Annotated in this window: 16 protein-coding genes and 1 pseudogene; 9 read left to right on the top strand and 8 right to left on the bottom strand. The window is 70.9% G+C overall.

Annotation, left to right across the window (positions count from 1 at the left end; all coding sequences use genetic code 11):
* The first annotated feature begins 1,106 nt into the window (after window positions 1-1,106).
* The 4 genes from ACIPXM_RS32190 (at window position 1,107) to ACIPXM_RS32175 (ending at window position 3,571) form a co-directional block, all read left to right on the top strand.
* Entirely contained in the window at window positions 1,107-1,814 is a 708-nt protein-coding gene (locus ACIPXM_RS32190) for a hypothetical protein (RefSeq protein WP_401662840.1), read from the top strand.
* Complete coding sequence (locus tag ACIPXM_RS32185; RefSeq protein ID WP_401662838.1) at window positions 1,811-2,257, top strand: helix-turn-helix domain-containing protein; 447 nt, start codon at window positions 1,811-1,813, stop codon at window positions 2,255-2,257. The genes ACIPXM_RS32190 and ACIPXM_RS32185 overlap by 4 nt, the downstream gene beginning before the upstream one ends.
* A gap of 257 nt (window positions 2,258-2,514) precedes the next feature.
* Window positions 2,515-2,991: a hypothetical protein gene (locus tag ACIPXM_RS32180; RefSeq protein ID WP_401662836.1), complete on the top strand. Its 477-nt coding sequence runs from the start codon at window positions 2,515-2,517 to the stop codon at window positions 2,989-2,991.
* A 103-nt stretch (window positions 2,992-3,094) separates the two neighbouring features.
* Entirely contained in the window at window positions 3,095-3,571 is a 477-nt protein-coding gene (locus tag ACIPXM_RS32175) for a helix-turn-helix transcriptional regulator (RefSeq protein WP_401662834.1), read from the top strand.
* 23 nt (window positions 3,572-3,594) lie between these two features.
* On the opposite strand, the gene ACIPXM_RS32170 is transcribed toward ACIPXM_RS32175, so the two are convergent.
* On the bottom strand, window positions 3,595-4,713 hold the full coding sequence (locus ACIPXM_RS32170; protein ID WP_401662832.1) for a helix-turn-helix domain-containing protein: 1,119 nt from the start codon (window positions 4,711-4,713) through the stop codon (window positions 3,595-3,597).
* A gap of 114 nt (window positions 4,714-4,827) precedes the next feature.
* On the opposite strand from ACIPXM_RS32170, the gene ACIPXM_RS32165 reads away from it, so the two are divergent.
* Both ACIPXM_RS32165 and ACIPXM_RS32160 read left to right on the top strand, forming a co-directional pair.
* Window positions 4,828-5,040, top strand: coding sequence for a hypothetical protein (locus tag ACIPXM_RS32165; RefSeq protein WP_401662830.1), 213 nt, complete (start codon window positions 4,828-4,830; stop codon window positions 5,038-5,040).
* Window positions 5,040-5,252 carry a hypothetical protein gene (locus tag ACIPXM_RS32160; protein WP_401662828.1) on the top strand — a complete coding sequence of 71 codons (213 nt, stop codon included), beginning with the start codon at window positions 5,040-5,042 and terminating at the stop codon, window positions 5,250-5,252. Before ACIPXM_RS32165 ends, ACIPXM_RS32160 begins: the two co-directional genes overlap by 1 nt.
* A gap of 224 nt (window positions 5,253-5,476) precedes the next feature.
* On the opposite strand, the gene ACIPXM_RS32155 is transcribed toward ACIPXM_RS32160, so the two are convergent.
* The 4 genes from ACIPXM_RS32155 to ACIPXM_RS32140 all read right to left on the bottom strand — a co-directional run bounded on the left by ACIPXM_RS32155 (window position 5,477) and on the right by ACIPXM_RS32140 (window position 9,931).
* Window positions 5,477-6,022, bottom strand: a complete 546-nt coding sequence (locus ACIPXM_RS32155; protein ID WP_401662826.1) for an NUDIX domain-containing protein — start codon at window positions 6,020-6,022, stop codon at window positions 5,477-5,479.
* Window positions 6,023-6,099: 77 nt separating this feature from the next.
* Window positions 6,100-7,773 carry a hypothetical protein gene (locus ACIPXM_RS32150; protein WP_401662824.1) on the bottom strand — a complete coding sequence of 558 codons (1,674 nt, stop codon included), beginning with the start codon at window positions 7,771-7,773 and terminating at the stop codon, window positions 6,100-6,102.
* Window positions 7,770-9,263, bottom strand: coding sequence for a hypothetical protein (locus ACIPXM_RS32145; protein ID WP_401662822.1), 1,494 nt, complete (start codon window positions 9,261-9,263; stop codon window positions 7,770-7,772). The genes ACIPXM_RS32150 and ACIPXM_RS32145 overlap by 4 nt, the downstream gene beginning before the upstream one ends.
* A complete protein-coding gene (locus tag ACIPXM_RS32140) occupies window positions 9,260-9,931 on the bottom strand; it encodes a hypothetical protein (protein ID WP_401662820.1) in 672 nt (223 codons plus the stop codon). Before ACIPXM_RS32140 ends, ACIPXM_RS32145 begins: the two co-directional genes overlap by 4 nt.
* 213 nt (window positions 9,932-10,144) lie before the next feature.
* Here ACIPXM_RS32140 and ACIPXM_RS32135 point away from each other — a divergent pair, with 213 nt between their 5' ends.
* From ACIPXM_RS32135 to ACIPXM_RS32125, 3 genes and pseudogenes are all read left to right on the top strand, one after another.
* On the top strand, window positions 10,145-11,506 hold the full coding sequence (locus ACIPXM_RS32135) for a transcriptional regulator (RefSeq protein ID WP_401662818.1): 1,362 nt from the start codon (window positions 10,145-10,147) through the stop codon (window positions 11,504-11,506).
* Between the two features lie 314 nt (window positions 11,507-11,820).
* Window positions 11,821-12,711, top strand: a pseudogene (locus tag ACIPXM_RS32130) (RNA polymerase sigma factor); the annotation flags it as partial.
* A gap of 138 nt (window positions 12,712-12,849) precedes the next feature.
* On the top strand, window positions 12,850-13,140 hold the full coding sequence (locus ACIPXM_RS32125; RefSeq protein WP_401662816.1) for a DUF4287 domain-containing protein: 291 nt from the start codon (window positions 12,850-12,852) through the stop codon (window positions 13,138-13,140).
* Window positions 13,141-13,190: 50 nt separating this feature from the next.
* On the opposite strand, the gene ACIPXM_RS32120 is transcribed toward ACIPXM_RS32125, so the two are convergent.
* The 3 genes from ACIPXM_RS32120 to ACIPXM_RS32110 are packed head-to-tail and all read right to left on the bottom strand — an operon-like array spanning window position 13,191 to window position 15,334.
* Window positions 13,191-13,472 (bottom strand): hypothetical protein, encoded by a 282-nt coding sequence (locus ACIPXM_RS32120; RefSeq protein ID WP_401662815.1) that lies wholly within the window; start codon window positions 13,470-13,472, stop codon window positions 13,191-13,193.
* Window positions 13,469-14,770 (bottom strand): MFS transporter, encoded by a 1,302-nt coding sequence (locus tag ACIPXM_RS32115; RefSeq protein WP_401662813.1) that lies wholly within the window; start codon window positions 14,768-14,770, stop codon window positions 13,469-13,471. The genes ACIPXM_RS32120 and ACIPXM_RS32115 overlap by 4 nt, the downstream gene beginning before the upstream one ends.
* A gap of 24 nt (window positions 14,771-14,794) precedes the next feature.
* Window positions 14,795-15,334 (bottom strand): carboxymuconolactone decarboxylase family protein, encoded by a 540-nt coding sequence (locus tag ACIPXM_RS32110; RefSeq protein ID WP_401662811.1) that lies wholly within the window; start codon window positions 15,332-15,334, stop codon window positions 14,795-14,797.
* Window positions 15,335-15,422 lie beyond the last annotated feature (88 nt).

Genomic DNA, 15,422 nt, shown 5'->3' with positions numbered 1-15,422 from the left:
GCAGTGCGGCCGGGCCGCGGCGCGGCCCGCAGCGCCGGCGCTGCGCGCCGGCAAGGCTCTTCGCCTACGAGGGGGAAGGAGGGCCTTCGCTGACGCTCCGGCAGCAGCTCTTACCTGTACCGGGCTTCCGCTGCGCTCCAGCCCAGCCCCCTACCCCCACGGGAAAAGTGCAACGGAGGCCGCAGCAACAAGAGGGCCTGGGGGTATCGCGGCTTGGCCCGCCAGCTGAGGCCGCGGTACCCCTACTGGCGGCGACCTCAACCTCGTACAACAGACACACAAACCAAATGCATCATGGCATCTGCTGTGTACGAACTGGGCCCGCCCCCTCAAACCTCCAACACCCCAGCCACAGAACAGCAACCCCCACACACCCGCAGCCAACACCCCGGCGTCCGGAGGCCACCCCAACCACCCACCCACACCAACCACGCCCCCTTCAGCCTGTCCGTCACGGCCCAAGCCACCCGAGACTCAGCACCGCTGCCGCTGTCCACCGGCCCAACACACAAACACCCACCCGCACGCGAAGCGAGCCCAACCACAACACCCACTACAAAAACCCGTCAGGCGCCCCATCAGGCCCGCGAAGCATCGCCCCCGCCTTTCCCCTTTCGATGAGGCATGAAGAAGCGCCTGACGGCCACTCAGGGTCCTTCAGTGGGCCGCTTGTCGGGCAGGGGCACGGCAACAAGGCATCGACTCGCACAGGAAGCCAGCCGGATCACACGGGTCCTGACGGAGAGCCAGACACGGACCCCCGCCTCTTATAGATAGGGGGGACGAAGAAGGTGCAGGTCAAAGACGTGCGACGTGCGAGATGTGTCCCCTCAGCCGGGACATATCTCATCCGATGTGTCCCGGCTGAGGGGACACATCTCCCCTTCTGTGTCAAGCAGAGACGACATCAAAAAGGCTTCATGTCAAGCAGAGGCGACATCTCGACGTACTTCCGTCTCCTCTCAGAGCTCAGGCGATCGACGGCCGAGATATGTCACCCCTGAGGGGACACATCTCGGCCTCATGTCCGGGGAAAGTGACATCAACCTCAAGCAGAGCTGACATGATGCTGCTTGTCACTGGATCAACAGCGTGGGAGCAGCCTCGTGCCGACCCAGCCGAAGCGCCGCCGTACGAACACCACCGATTCACGTCAGCCGAAGCTGCCGTTGGCCGACCCGGCCGATGCCTGGAACAGACCGCTGCAGCCCGTCAAAGACCTAGACGACGTCGCCCGCGCCTACCTCGGGCGCAAGCTCACCCTGGACAGCGAACGCAAGCCGCTTGAGTTCTACGGACCAGCGGCCGAGCCCGGCGCCTTCTCCATGGACAGCCTGGAGTTCTTCTTAATCATCACGCAGTTCTTCCGGGAAGCACTCCCTCTGCGGCTGATCCTCCTCTTGATCGCCTGTCAGAAAGCCGGCGGACGGATCATGCTGACCCAGCACGAGATGGCACACGTCCTGGACGTCGCTCGCAGCAAGGTGAACGAGGCACTGAATCAGGTGATGGGCCACGGGATCGTCTTCCGGGTGCAACGTGGCGTCTACCAGTTCAACCCGCCGTACTCCTACCGGGTAGCAGAGTTCATTCCGGGCACAGAGACCACGACGCCCTCGCAGTACGTCCGGGTCGAACAGCACGAGACCATTGCCAAGATCCGATCGGACGAACGCCTGCCCGAGCTGGTGCGCTTCCCCTCTCTGGAGCAGATGCGTCAGGAGATCCAGCGGCTGCGCGGAGAACGAACGAAAATGCGTGCTGACCGCCGCCAGACGCGGGTACAGCAGGACGAGAAGGAGGCCGAACAATGAACGGACTGCATTTCGCCGCAGTGAACGCGGAAGGCGTCGTCGCGGATCTGAACCTGCTTCCCGCCGCCTACCGCGTGCTGCTGAAGATGCGCGCACACAGCGAGCCCGGCGGACGGATCGAGATCGACCAACACACACTCGCACAGATGCTCGGACTCAGCCGGACAGCGGTGAACACGGCGCTGCGCGATCTGGACCTGGCGCAGTTGGTCAGGAAGAGACGAGCAGGGGTGTACTGGATCAACGCCATGCTCGCCGCCTACAGCTCCCCCCAGGACGCCATCGCCGCCGTCCAGGCCATGCCGAGCCAGGAACGCCTGGACGCACCCGACTTCGTGCAGCGCTACGAGATCGCCGCCGCCGCCTACCAGGACCAGCTCGCCGAGAAGCGCCGTCGCCGAGACGACGTGAAGCGCCGAGAGAACCTCAAAGCCGTCTCCTGACACCCGCGGCGCGATCCGCCGTACTGCCGGAACGACCAAAGCCGGAGAACTGCCCGACCCGGCCTGCGCGCGCAGGGCTCGATAAAGGTCGACCAGCTCTCGCTGTTGGACGCCATCGCCGACAACGAAGACCTCCCGGAAGTCTTCCGGGAGATGCGTAAGCTTCCGAACCCGGACGAGAAGCCGCTTCGGGTGGACAAAGCCCGTGCCCAGGCGCGTGCCACCCACGCCGCACGGTCGGAGAAGGACGGAACCTCATGACGATCGCCGTACACAGCGCAGTCCCCGAGTACGTCTGGACCGCCAACAACGCCCTGGCCTTCATCCCCAGAGGGATGCCGCCCGCCGCGTACCCGATCCTGATCCACCTGCTGGGCCGTCAGGAGCCTGGCGGACGCTGCCTGGTCACCCAGGACACCGTCGCCCAGTTCGTCGGTCTGAGCCGCCCCATGGCCTCCCGCGGCCTGCAGCACCTCGGCTTCGCCCAGATGGTGCGCAAACAAGGAAACGGCATCTACGTGCTCAGCCCCCTCATCGCCGGATACCGCACCCCCGCAGATCAACTCGCCGCGATCGAGGCCATGAACGACGACGACCGCTTCGACCGGCCCGACTTCCAGGAGCGCTACGAGCACCGCGTCACGCAGCACGACGCGAAACGCCAGGAGAAGGCAGCCCGCCGCAGACAGCCGGTGGAACCACCCATCCAGCTCGCCGCACGCCGCAAGCACTGACCATCCGACACCCGGGGTGTCGCCCGCCGCCGTCGCTGTCGTCTTCGACGTACTCCTACGGACACGAGATCACCATCCCTACCGCTAGCAAGGGGGCCACCCGATGAGCGGAACCATCCCCGGATTCCACAATCCGGAGATCTTCGAGGTACTGCCGAACGCGTGCCTGTCACCGACTGCCCGCGACGTCTTCGACGTCCTCACAGCGCGTCAGGAACCGGGCGGCCTGGTCCGTATCCGACAGCAGGAGATCGCCGAACGGCTCGGGCTGACCCAGCCCGTGGTCTCCCGCGCCATCGGCCAACTACGTGACAAGGGAATCATCAGCGAGCGCCAGCGCAGAGGAGCCGTACTCATCCACCCGCTTCTGGCCGGATACGAGTCACTCCCCCACATGGTGAACCACCTCAAGGCCCCCGACACCTTCGTCTGGCCCCTGAACTTTCCCACCAGCGGCATCCGGCCTCCCCGAACCGGTGACGCCCGCACCGGCACCGCCTTCGACCCCGATCCCGACCCCGACGGCGGCGAACACGTCTCCGCACCCGACAGCCGTCCGACGCTCCGACTCGCCGGCTGAAGCGACACACGGCCGACGTGCCGTCAGGCTGCCTCGTCGGTCACGATCTCGGCCATCAGGAGGCGCAGCGTCAGCGAGTGCTTCTCCGGTGGTAGCGCGTCCAGCGCGGACCGTGCGTAGGCGGCTCCGCCGGATCGGTCGCCGGAACGGGCGAGCATCAGGCCGCGGTGCATCTCCAGGTGGGTGGCGAACCGGGGGAGGCTGTCGGGCAGCTCCCGGCGGGCGGCGTCCTGTGCCTCCACCGCCCCTGATTCGTCGCCGAGCCGGGCGGAGAGCAGCGACAGGAAGACGTTCATCCGCCACCACGGCACCGCGTAGTCCGAGGTCTGCTCGTGGGACGCGACCTTGTCGAAGATCCGCCGCCCCTCGTCCGCGAGCCGCCGGGCCGCCTCGTGGTCCCCCCGCAGCGCGGCGGCGTGCGCCTTGCCCATCACCGCGTTCAACAGACCCAGCGACGGCGTGCCGTCGCTGAGGGCGATCGCCTGGTCCGCGAGGAGATCGGCGACACCGAGGGACGCCCCTTCGTAGCCGAGCGCGATGGCGGCCCGGCCACGTACCCACACACGGCTCTGGACGTCCTCGGACCGGTCGGCGGCGTCGGCCGCCATCCGGTACCAGCCCACCGCCTTCGCGCCGTCGCTGCCCGGGAACGTCTTCGCGTACAACGTCATCAGACGGCTCGCGACCGACCACAGTCGAGGGTGGTCGAGCTGCTGCTGTACGGCGACCAGTTCACCCGTGACCCGCCGCTGGATGTCGGCGGCGCCCAGGGACATGTAATCGGCGCCGTAGGCGGCCAGTTTGCCCTCCCACTCCTCCACGGAGGGTCCGCCCCTCAGGCGGGCCGCGAACCCCGAGGCGAGCAGATCCGAGGCCACCACAGGAGCTATGGCCGTGGCCGCGACGTCGGACAGGAACGTACGTCGGTTCACTTCACCTTCAAACACAGCCAGAGGGACATCGAGGACGGCCGAGAGACACGCCAGGTAGTACCGGCCCGGCCGAACACGGCAACGCTCCCAACGGCTCACGTACTCCCGGTCGAGGTTCGTCCCGAACCGGTCGTTGATCGCGTCCGCGAGCCTTCCTTGACTCCAGCCACGCGCGAGCCTCAGCTCCCGGATCAGTTCCCCGACGGCCATGCACCCATCTTGCCCCCACGTCCGGTCACGAAGACCGCACGCAGCTGTCCTCGCGGAACTTGCCCCTCGAAATGCCCCTACCCCAAGGGCCCATGGAGACTCGAAGGTAGGCACATGGCGACGAACAGGCCGAAGACGGCCGAAAACCCCATCAAGGTCGGCAGCCAGGCGGCGGACGCCCTGGCCCAGGCCCTCCGGTCCGCAGGCTTCACCCTCCCGAGTCTGACCGGCGACTACCCCGTCATGGGCTGCCCCATGGTCCAGCTCGGTGGCCTGCGGGCCGACATCGCGATTGAGCTCGCCGAATGGATCCAGGAACGAGCCTGATGGACATCGCGCGACACGGACCGGTGATGACCCTGCGCGTCAGCCGCGACAACGGGCACACCTTCGGCCCCATGGTGACCGTGGACCCCGGCACGCCCCTCCTCGACAACCCGATGGCCTTCCCTCCGTGCGACTGCCCGCTCCACTCAGAAGTTACGAAAACCACCGCCGTCCGTGGCACCGGGCTGTCCGGGGCGGAGAAGGATTCTTGAGCGTGGTCCACCAGCGGCCCGCCCGACGGAGCGTGGTCAGATCGTCCACGCGGAGATCAGCACGTGGGTGATGTCTCCGGACTCATGGACGAGCTGGACGGAGACTGCGTCCGCCAAGCGGTGGCCGTCCTGGTCCTGTAACGCCGGAGTCGTCACCTGGTACGAGCGTCTTCGCGGCACCGTGCCGGGTCGACAGCCCTGTGTCCGCTACCGCCCATCACTCGTCACACCCAGGTGTAGTTGTCGTCGGTGACGGCTTCGAGGGCGGCGTCGGTGACGGCGGCGCGGGGGTCGGTCAGGGCGGCAAGGGCCGGGCCGATGGGCGGGAAGATCGGCAGCTCGGCGGTCTTGCGGTAGTCGATCCACTCGATGACGCCCGTCTCGTGGCTGCAGTCGGGCAGTTCGTCCAGCTCGACCTCCGCGAGGGTGGCCCGGAGCTCAGGGGTGATGTGGAAGCGGTAGATCAGGTGGAGCTTGCGCGGCGGCGGGGTGGGACCGGGGCGGGTGACGCGCTGGTCGACGACCCACATCAGGTCGCCGCCCTCGGCGTGGGTGATGTCGAGGTCGAGTTCCTCGGCGAGTTCGCGGGCGAGGGCCTGGTGGAGGTCTTCGCCGTGTTCGACGTTGCCGCCGGGCGGGGTGTAGTGGGTGGAGTCGGCGCGGTCGCGGCGGATGAGGGCGACGTCGTCGCCGCAGAACACCAGGGCCCCGGTCCGGATCTTGATCCGGGAGAACGGGGCCGCGGCGGGGGTTTCGGGCGTGCTCGTCATGGCGGCAGTATCGCGACCGCCCCGGCGGCCCGGGCGGGCTTTGCCTCTCTTTCACCCGCCCGCCCGGCGCCGGTCGTTCAGGCGGAGGGCAGCCCGGGGAGGGCGAACGCGGCCTTCCCCTCCGCCATGCTGGTGTGCTCGATGAAGCCGTCCGGCAGGGTCAGCACGTGACGGCGCAGGCGGCAGCCGGTGGTCCGCATGACCGGGGAGAGGTGGCAGGGGTCGAGTTCCTCGACGAGCAGGGTCGGGGTGCTCGTGGCCTGGTTCTTCTTCCCTGCAACCGCGATCGGCAGGCGCCCGGTCGGGGTGAGGGGCAGCGGGGTGATCCGCCAGATCGGGCCGCGGACGGTGGACAGGCTCGCCTGGCCGAAGCCGCGTTCCTCTCGCGGGGTCATCGGCTCGCCGTTGGTCCCGGTCAGCCCGCGGAACAGATGCTCGGCCCGGCCCTGGTTGACGATCTGGCCGGTGTCGATGGTGAAGGCGCGGGAGAAGAACAGGCTCGGCGGGCAGCCGGCCCTCTCCAGCGCGGCCGCGTACGCGGCGACCTGCGGATGGGCCTGCTCACGCAGATGGTCGGCCGCCGTGGCGTCGACCGGTTTCAGCTCCTCGGCCCGCGCGGCGAGCGCGTCGAGGACGGCGTCGACGTCCGTGCCGGTGGCGTGCTCGAACTCGTCACGGCGGGCCAGTCCGCGGGCCCGCTTGTGGGCGAGGAGGGTGTTGAGGAAGGGACGGGTGGCGTCGGTGTATCCGGAGTTCGGGCGGATCTCGGTGGCCGGGTAGAGGTGCAGGGCGGTGAACGTGCCGTCCGGGTGGAAATCGGGGTCGGCCGCCCAGTACGGGCCGTCGGCGTTGGAGAAGCGGTGCAGCCGCGCCTCCCGGGCCCGGTGCGGAACGGTCAGGGTGCCGTCGAGCGCGGCCCGCACGGTCGCCGCCGTCGGCTCGGCCCGGTCGGAGGTGACGTGCAGGTACACGGCGCCGGGGCCGGAGTAGACCGGCTGGGTCCGCTCGTCCAGTCGCTCGATCACCGTCTCCGACAACTCGCCGCCGCCGGCATGGCGGGAGATGAGCAGGTGGGGGCCAACGGCGAGGACGTGGTGGCCGTCGATGTGGGTGTCGGTCAGCTCGCCGATGCCGACGAGCGGGGCGAAGCGGAGCTCGCACGCGGCCGTGGCGGCGCCGTGCCCGAGCGCGTCGAGCAGCGGCCGGTAGGTGCGCAGGCCGGCGGCGAGGTCGTCGACGTACGCCTGCCGGTCGGTGCCCGAGCGGCCGGTGAACCCGAGGGTGTACGGGGTGACGGAGAAGCGGACGCCGTCGAAGGAGCCGGCGTGCTCGGCCACCAGGCGCTCGTGCATGGCCACCAGCGGGGCCGAGTGGGAGGAGTAGCCGACGGTGGAGATCCGCAGCTTCACGCCCAGGACGTCGCGGGCGAGCTCGGCGTAACGGTCGAGATGGCGGTAGGAGCCGATGTCGTTGTCCAGGTACGGGAAGACGACACGGGGGCGGTGGATCCGGCCGGAGGCGACGGCCAGGTCCCGCTCGTCGGCGACCTGCCCGAGCGCGGTGAACAGGCCGGTCAGCCCCTCGCGGGTGAGACCCCAGGTGTCGCGGCCGGCAAACTGCGAGCACATGGCGCACCCGTTGAAGCAGCCGACCTGCGGCGCGATGTACTGGACGCGGGTGAAGGCGTCTTCGGGCAGCGCCCGCAGCTGCTCCAGCAGTCCGGGCACCACGGTCGTGGTGGTGGTGGTCATGACGGTGTCACCTCGCTGAGAGTCGGGGCGGGGGTGAGGTGGGCGGCGAGCGCGTCGAGGACGGCGTCGCCGAAGGGGGACAGCTGGTGCGGGGCGGCGAAGGGGGTGCCGGGGCCGGTGGTGAGGGCTTCGGCGGTGCCGAGTTCGGCGCCGGGCAGGCACACGACGTGCTCGGCGGGCAGGTTCGCGAGCAGCACCTCGCCGAGGTCGGCGTTCGCGCACGCCGGGTGGGCGCCGGGCCGCACCCAGGCGAGGCGGCCGTCCTCCACGCGGTAGACGCCGGGCCCGCGCAGCCCGCTGGCCCGGATCGGGCCGGTGCCGCGGTGGCGGAGCTTGAGGTAGTACGGCCCGGGCCCGGGCCGTACGGCGGCCCGGATGGTGGCGTGGTTGAAGACGTCGGCCTCGGGCAGCCAGTCGGGCCGGCCGCTGAGGAGCACGGTGAGGTGGGCGGCGAGGAACGGCGGAAGGCCGCGTAACTGCTGGTTGACCGCGGAGACCTCGGTGGTGCCCTGGTTGCGGCAGTTGATCTCGTTGAACATCACCCGCCCGTCCTCGGTGAGCAGGGCGTCCAGCCCGAACAGGCCCGCCATCCGGTGCTCCGTCCACAGGTGGCGGCCGATCCGGACGGCCGCGTCCACCAGTTCGGCGGCCGCGCGCTCGGGCCAGGGGCGGGACCAGTCGTTCCCGGCGCTCTTGCCCGGCCCGATCCCCGCCGCCGTGACGCCGATGGCCTTGTGCGAGGGCCGGTCCACGTACACCGCCACGCCGCCCGAGGTGTCGGGGACGGACAGGATCGTGGTGTTCGACGACCAGCCCGTGACGAACGCGGCCACCTTGTACGGGCCGGACATGGCCGCCGCCCGCCGGAGATCCTCCTCGCTGTCGACGAAGACGGTTCCCCGGCCGCCGGAGTCCGCCCCGGCCTGCACCACCAGCCGTTCCGATCCCACCTGCCGCCGCAGCTCGGCGAGGGCGGGCAGCGCCCCGTCGACCCGTACGCACGGGATCCGCATCCGCTGCGGCACCCCGGTCTCCTGGAGGAGCGCGTCGAAGGCGGCCTTGTCCTCGATGACGGCCCGCAGCCTGCCGTCGATCGCGGCGACCGTGCCGCCCGGCCCTGCCCAGCGACGCAGGCGGCCGGTGGCGTACCAGGCGGCGATCACCGGCGGCCGATGGAGTTCGGCGAGCTGCCGGACCGCGTCCGCGCCCACGGCCTCCATCCAGGAGTGCCGCTCGGCGGGCCCGCGGCGACCCGTACGGTTCTCGGCGGCCAGGACCGTGCTGGGTGCGGCCGGCTCCCAACCGGGGTAGCAGCCGATCGCGAGGACCGGCCGGGCCGCGGGCAGCGGTCCGGGCCCGGCGTACAGGGTGCGGATCGAGGAGCAGAACCGTTCGGCGGACACCAGCGGCCTGCCGTCGAGCGCGCGGGCCAGGGCGGTTCCGGCGGCCTCGGTGAGCGCGGTGTCGACCGGGCTCATCCAGGCGGTCACGCGGCACGCTCCAGCTCTCCGAGCGCTGCCACCGGTGCGGGCGCCGCGGTGGCCTGGGTGCCGAGAAGGGCGTCGGCGATGGCGGTGGCCATCTCGTGCGGGCTGTGGGCGGAGGTGTCGAAGACGAGGAGCTTCCTGTGGCGGCGGCCCATGCCCCGGGTAAGCATCGCGGTGAAGGTGGCGGCGAACTCGGCGTCCTCGACGCCGCGGATGTCGACGGCGTCCGGTGTCTCCCGTACGCCGAGCCGTACGCGGCGGGCTTCGGCGGGGGCGTGGAGGTAGACGGCGACGTCGAACGGGGCGAACACCCGCGGCCAGCGCAGCGCGAGGACGGCCGCCAGGTAGGGGCCGCCGGCCATACCGAAGGCGACGGTGCGGTCCACGTACCCGTCCTGGACCAGGACGGTGCCCCCGGGCTCGGGAGCGCGGGTCCGCACCAGGAGGGAGTCCAGCACGTAGCCGGCGGTCAGGTAGGCGGTGGTGACGAGCGTGCTGTCGGGCTGCCGTACGAGCGGCAGCTTCTTCAGCAGCCGGCGCGCGGGGTGGCGCTCGGCGAGGAAGCCGCGGTGCACGGTCACGGTACGGCCGCGGGCTTCGAGTTCGGCCGCGAGGGCGGCGGTGAGGGTGGTCTTGCCGGACAGGTCCAGGCCGTCGATGAGGACACGCATCACGTACCTCCGAGAATCCAGTGAGGGGGCCCGCCCTGTTCTCGCGGCGGGGTCCTGTCACGTTCGGGCCGCACCGCCCCGGCCGGGAAGCCGCCGGGTGTTGCTGCGGGTTGCCCCCGGTTGCTCCCCGTTGCCTCACCCCGACGCGCTCTTCCGCCCCGGACCCGAGGGAGCGGAGACTCAGGAGATCTGTTTGGGGGAGGTCGAGCGCCCGTGATCACCACTACCGCCGTACGGCACGCCCATCCGCTGACCACGCTGATGGCCCGGCACGGGCTGACCGCGGCCGCTTACCTCAAGCGGGTGGCCGACCGGCACCAGGCCCTCGGATTCGGCGCAATGGCCCACCGCAAGGAGAAGGCCACCCGGTGGACGCGCGAGGGCGTCACCCCTGAGCGGACCGCGCTGCTGGCCATCGCCAGCCTCCACGGCATCGACTTCGCCGACGTCGACCGCCACGGCTGGCCCGGGTTCCTGCTGCTCGCCCTCGACGACGACAAGGCCGTCCTGGAGTCGCCGTGGACGGTGGCGGGTACGGTCACATCACTGACGGACGTGGGAGGTCCCGTGGACCGGCGCGGCTTTCTGATCGCTTCCACCAGCACGCTGGCCGCTGCCGTCGCGCAGTGGATCACCGCCGAACCGGCTCTCGCCGTCACCGGCCCGGCCCGCCAGGTCGGCGCGGAGGCAGCCGACCTGTTCGACACCCGCCTCGACGCCCTGCGCCACCTCGACGACACCGTCGGCGCCGACCAGGTCTACGACGCCGCCGTCCTGGAGATCCGCCTCATCACCGGCCTCCTCAAAAACGCCTCCTACACCGAGACCACCGGCCGGCGCCTGTTCGCCGCCGGAGCGGAAGCCTCCCGGCTCGCCGGATGGTGCGCGTACGACGCCGGGCGGCACGCCGCCGCCGAACGCCACTTCATCGCCTCCCTGCGCGCCGCCGCCTCCGCGCAGAACCCCACCCTCGGCGCGGTCACCCTCGCCTTCTGGGCCAACCTCCGCTACAACGCCCACGACCCCCACGGAGCCCTCCACCTCCTCGACGGCGCGCTCGCCGACCAGCGCAAGATCTCGTCCCCCAGGGTGATGGCCATGCTCCACGCCCGCGCCGCCCGCGCCCACTCCAAGGCCGGCCAGCCCACTCACGCCTGGCGGCAGATCGACGCCGCGTTCGACGCCTACGGCCGGGCCGACGTCCCCGAGGCGGACCTCGCGTCGATGTACTGGATCAACCACGGCGAACTCCACCAGGTCGCCGCCAGCTCCGCGCTCACCCTGGGCGAGCACCACCGGGCCCTGGAGAACTTCCAGGCCGCCCTCACCCACGAAGACCCCTACGACACCGAACGCGAAACCCGCGGCACCGTCATCTACCAGGCCCGCCAGGCCGAAGCCCACCTCGCGCTCGGCGACATCGACGCCGCCCTCGACATCGGCCACCAGGTCATCGACGCCATGGGCGGCATCGACTCCGCCCGCACCACCGGCACCCTCGCCGACCTCCGCGGCCAGCTCACCGGCCACCAGCACATCCGCGCCGTCGCCGACTTCCTCACCTACGCGTCCTGAACGGCCGGGCGGCTGGTTTCTCCCGCCGGTCTACGGAATCCAGTCGCACGCCATGGTTCCCATGGGACTCGGCCCGGGCGACTGCCCGCTCCACTCAGACACCGCGAAAACCACCGCCGCCCGTGACACCGAGCGGTTGTAAGTTGATCACTGGGGCGCAGGCGGGGGCCGCTGGGCAGGGGCGGAGAAAGATTTCGAAGAAAGTTGTCGTCGGATGTCGAGGGCCCGTCTTCCGCTCCGACTGAGGGGTGACAGCGTGCCGACGGGGCGCGCGGGAACGGGAGGACACCCGAGATGAAGTACGTCGCGATGATCTGACCCTGCGCGCCGTCGGCGGCCTGACCACCGCCCAGATCGCCACTGCCTTCCTGGTCCCCGAGCCGACCATGGCCCAGCGCATCAGCCGCGCCAAGCAGACCCTCAAGACGTCCGGCACCCCCCTCGCCGTCCCCGAGGGCACCGATCTCACCGCGCGGCTGGCCGAGGTGCGGCACGTGCTCTACCTCGTGTTCAACGAGGGATACAGCACCACCGGCGGGACCGACGGCACCGGCCCCGTCGCACCCGAGCTGTCCGACGAGGCGATCCGGCTCACTCGGCTGCTGCACCGCCTGGTCCCCGACGACACCGAGACGGCGGGCCTCCTCGCTCTCATGCTGCTCAGCGACGCGCGCCGCCCCGCCCGCACCGGTCCTTCCGGAGAGCTGGTGGCGCTCGCGGAGCAGGACCACGGCCGGTGGGAACGCCGTGCCATCGCCGAAGGCGTCGACCTCATCAGCCGGACCCTGCCGCTCGGCCGGGTCGGCCCGTACCAGCTCCAGGCCGCCATCGCGGCCGTGCACGACGAGGCCGAGGACACCGACGCCACCGACTGGCCCCAGATCCTCGCCCTGTACGAGATCCTGGAGCGGTTCGGGCCCAACCCGATGGTCACCCTCAACCGCGCGGTGGCCGTCGCCATGGTCCACGGCCCGGCCGCCGGGCTCGACCTGGTCACCGCGCTGGAGAGCGACCCCCGCACCGCCCGCCACCACCGGCTGCTCGCCACCCGCGCCCACCTTCTCGAGCTCCTCGGCGAGCACGACGCCGCGGCCGTCTCGTACCGCGAAGCCGCCCGCCGTACCACCAGCGCCCCCGAACGCCGCCACCTCACCGCCCGCGCGCGCCGCCTGGCGGTGAGGGCTGCCGGACGGCACGCTCCGTAGCCGGAGCGGCCGGGTGGGTGGGGTGACGTGGCTAAGTCGTCGTGAGGGGTGGCGGGGAGACCGGCGCGGGGGGTGGGCGCGTGCAGGCTTGGTGTAGTCGGCCTCCGGCCGGCGCGGATGATGGGAAGCGAGGAGCACATGTCCTTTCAGGCGTACCTGGACAACATCGAGGACAAGACCGGCCTGACCCCCCGACAGTTCATCGAGCTCGCCGAGGCGCGCGGGTTCGTGAGCCCGACGGTGAAGGCGGGCCCTGTCCTGGAGTGGCTCAAGGAGGACTATGGTCTGGGCCGCGGGCACGGGATGGCGCTGGTGCACGTCTTCAAGAACGGCGCGAAGATCTCCGACAAGCACGTCGGCAGCGGCACCGCCCACCACGACGACTCCGACACGCTGTGGCTCGAGGGCAAGAACAACCGGCCTTCCTGACCCGGTCGTGCCACCGGCCCCCCACCTGTGGTGGAGGGCCGGTTTTTCGTTCACGGCCGGGTCAGGAAGCCGTCGCGGGCCCGCCAGGACAGCAGGGACCAGCGGGACCTGGCCGACAGCAGCGAGCCCGTGCTCAGCCACGACGCCGTCGACAGCAGCGAGAGCGCCGAGCCGATCGACCCCGCGGACAGCACGCTCCCGACGGAACCGAACGACAGCACGCTCCCGACCGAACCGATCGACAGGACGCTGCCCACCGACCCGATCGACAGGATCGAGTCCTTCGACCCGACCGACAGGAACGAACCGTGCCCCCGTGTCCGTACCCTCATCGGACCAGGGTCAGGTCGGACCGGTCGAGCGCGGGCGTGCCTTCGCCCTGCGGGCGACGCCGGGCGAGGGCGGCCGCCGGGATCGACATCAGTACGGCGGCCATGACGCCCACGATGAACCAGCCGTTGGCGTTGTGCTCGGCCGAGTACGTCGCCGCCGCCGGGGCCACCCCGCCGAGGACGGCGCTGGTGACGGCGTTCGGCAGGCCCACGCCCAGGGCGCGGTTCGACGGCGGGAAGATGCCGGTGAGCAGCTTCGGCAGCACCGTGGTCGCGCAGACCAGGTAGACCACGCCGGAGCCGTAGGTGAAGAGCAGGCTGGCGAAGGTGCCGGTCATGGTGAGGTACGAGACCGAGCCCGTGACGGCGAACAGGACGCTGGCCACCACCAGGAAGCGGGTGGCGCCGACCCGGTCGGCGAGCATGCCGATGGGCACGTTCAGGACCATCAGCAGCGCCGTGGCGGTCACGATGACCCAGAACATGGTGCCGGGCGGGGCGAGCCGGCCACCGAGCGCCGGGACGACCGCCGTCCACGTACCGCCGACGGCTCCGCTGCCCGCGACGAACAGCACGGCCAGCAGCACCTCGCGGCGGTGGGCGCCGAGGACCTGGCGCAGCGAGCCGCGGTCGCGGCGGGCGCTGGTCTCGCGCTGGAACACCTCGGTCTCGGCGAGGCGGCGGCGCAGCACGAGCAGGACGAGGCCGAGCAGACCGCCGATGAGGAACGGCACCCGCCAGCCCCAGTCGGCCATCACGGCCGGGCCGAGCGCCGCGGTCATCGCGCCGCCGAGCAGCGACGCGGTGAAGGCGCCCGCGCAGGTGGTGAGGGAGAACAGGCTGCCGTACGTGGCCTTGCGGCGTTCGGGAGCGACCTCCATCAGGTACGCCGCCGCCGCGGGCCACTCGCCGCCGTGGGAGATGCCCTGGGCCATCCGGGCCACGAGCAGCAGGATCGGGGCGAACAGACCTATGTGGCTGTACCCCGGGGTGAGGCCGATCAGGAACGAACCGCCCGCCATCAGGGAGACCGCGAGCATCAGGGCCGGGCGGCGGCCGCGGCGGTCGGCGTAGCGGCCGAGCAGGATGCCGCCGAGCGGCCGCATGAGGACGCCGACGCCCAGGACGGCGAAGACGCCGAGGACGGAGGTGAGGCTGTTGCCCGAGGGGAAGAACTGGGCGGCGAACAGCGGGGCGAACAGGCCGTAGCCGAGCCAGTCGAAGGACTCGATGAAGTTGCCGACGACGGTGGCGGTGACCGCGCGGCGATGGGCCTTCTTCGGAGGGTGCGCAGACATGGTGGGCCGTTTCTCGGTCGTCGGTCAGACGGCGGCGGCGTAGCCGTGGGCGGTGATGCGCCGGCCCGCTTCGTCGTAGTAGCCGGGCTCGGTGGGCAGGGCGGTCGCCAGGCCGCTGACGTAGCGGTTGTACATGCAGAACGCGGCGGCGATCAGCACCGTGTCGTGCAGGTGGGTGTCGGTGGCTCCGGCGGCGCGGGCGGCGGCCACCGTCTCGGCGGTCACCGGCACGGCCGCCGTCTGGACCTCGGCGGCGACCCGGAGCAGCGCCCGCACCAGCGGGGTGACGTCGGCGGTGTCGGGGTCGTGCTGGACCGCCTTGACCAGCTCGGTGCCGCCTTCGAGCTGGGCCGCGGCCGCCGCGCCGTGGGTGTCGGCGCAGAAGCGGGTGGCGTTGAGCTCGGAGACGTACGCCGCGATCAGCTCGCGCTCGCCTCGGGTGAGCGGCGAAGGGCCGCGCAGCAGGGTGTCCGCGAGGTCGTTGAGGGGGATGGCCGTGTCGGGGCGGTCGGCCATCAGACCTCGGATGCCCGGGAGGTCGTTGGTGAGGGTGAGGTGCGGCACCGGTGGGTCCTTCGCTGGTCGGGACAGAGGTCGCGGCCTCATCCTGCGCATGCGAGGGCGGTGTTCACCAACTCCTGCTGTGCTGAGT

The organism is Streptomyces sp. NPDC090025, assembly GCF_044748125.1.
In the GTDB taxonomy this organism is placed as follows: Bacteria; Actinomycetota; Actinomycetes; order Streptomycetales; family Streptomycetaceae; genus Streptomyces.
This window is presented reverse-complemented; position numbering and strand designations above follow the sequence as displayed.

Bases quoted from the DNA above. Each gene is read 5' to 3' on its own strand.
- ACIPXM_RS32125 (WP_401662816.1), top strand. From the start codon at position 12,850: ATGTCCTTTCAGGCGTACCTGGACAACATCGAGGACAAGACCGGCCTG.
- ACIPXM_RS32155 (WP_401662826.1), bottom strand. From the start codon at position 6,022: ATGACGAGCACGCCCGAAACCCCCGCCGCGGCCCCGTTCTCCCGGATC.
- ACIPXM_RS32150 (WP_401662824.1), bottom strand. From the start codon at position 7,773: ATGACCACCACCACCACGACCGTGGTGCCCGGACTGCTGGAGCAGCTG.
- ACIPXM_RS32165 (WP_401662830.1), top strand. From the start codon at position 4,828: ATGGCGACGAACAGGCCGAAGACGGCCGAAAACCCCATCAAGGTCGGC.
- ACIPXM_RS32120 (WP_401662815.1), bottom strand. From the start codon at position 13,472: ATGAGGGTACGGACACGGGGGCACGGTTCGTTCCTGTCGGTCGGGTCG.
- ACIPXM_RS32160 (WP_401662828.1), top strand. From the start codon at position 5,040: ATGGACATCGCGCGACACGGACCGGTGATGACCCTGCGCGTCAGCCGC.
- ACIPXM_RS32180 (WP_401662836.1), top strand. From the start codon at position 2,515: ATGACGATCGCCGTACACAGCGCAGTCCCCGAGTACGTCTGGACCGCC.
- ACIPXM_RS32170 (WP_401662832.1), bottom strand. From the start codon at position 4,713: ATGGCCGTCGGGGAACTGATCCGGGAGCTGAGGCTCGCGCGTGGCTGG.
- ACIPXM_RS32115 (WP_401662813.1), bottom strand. From the start codon at position 14,770: ATGTCTGCGCACCCTCCGAAGAAGGCCCATCGCCGCGCGGTCACCGCC.
- ACIPXM_RS32175 (WP_401662834.1), top strand. From the start codon at position 3,095: ATGAGCGGAACCATCCCCGGATTCCACAATCCGGAGATCTTCGAGGTA.
- ACIPXM_RS32140 (WP_401662820.1), bottom strand. From the start codon at position 9,931: ATGCGTGTCCTCATCGACGGCCTGGACCTGTCCGGCAAGACCACCCTC.
- ACIPXM_RS32185 (WP_401662838.1), top strand. From the start codon at position 1,811: ATGAACGGACTGCATTTCGCCGCAGTGAACGCGGAAGGCGTCGTCGCG.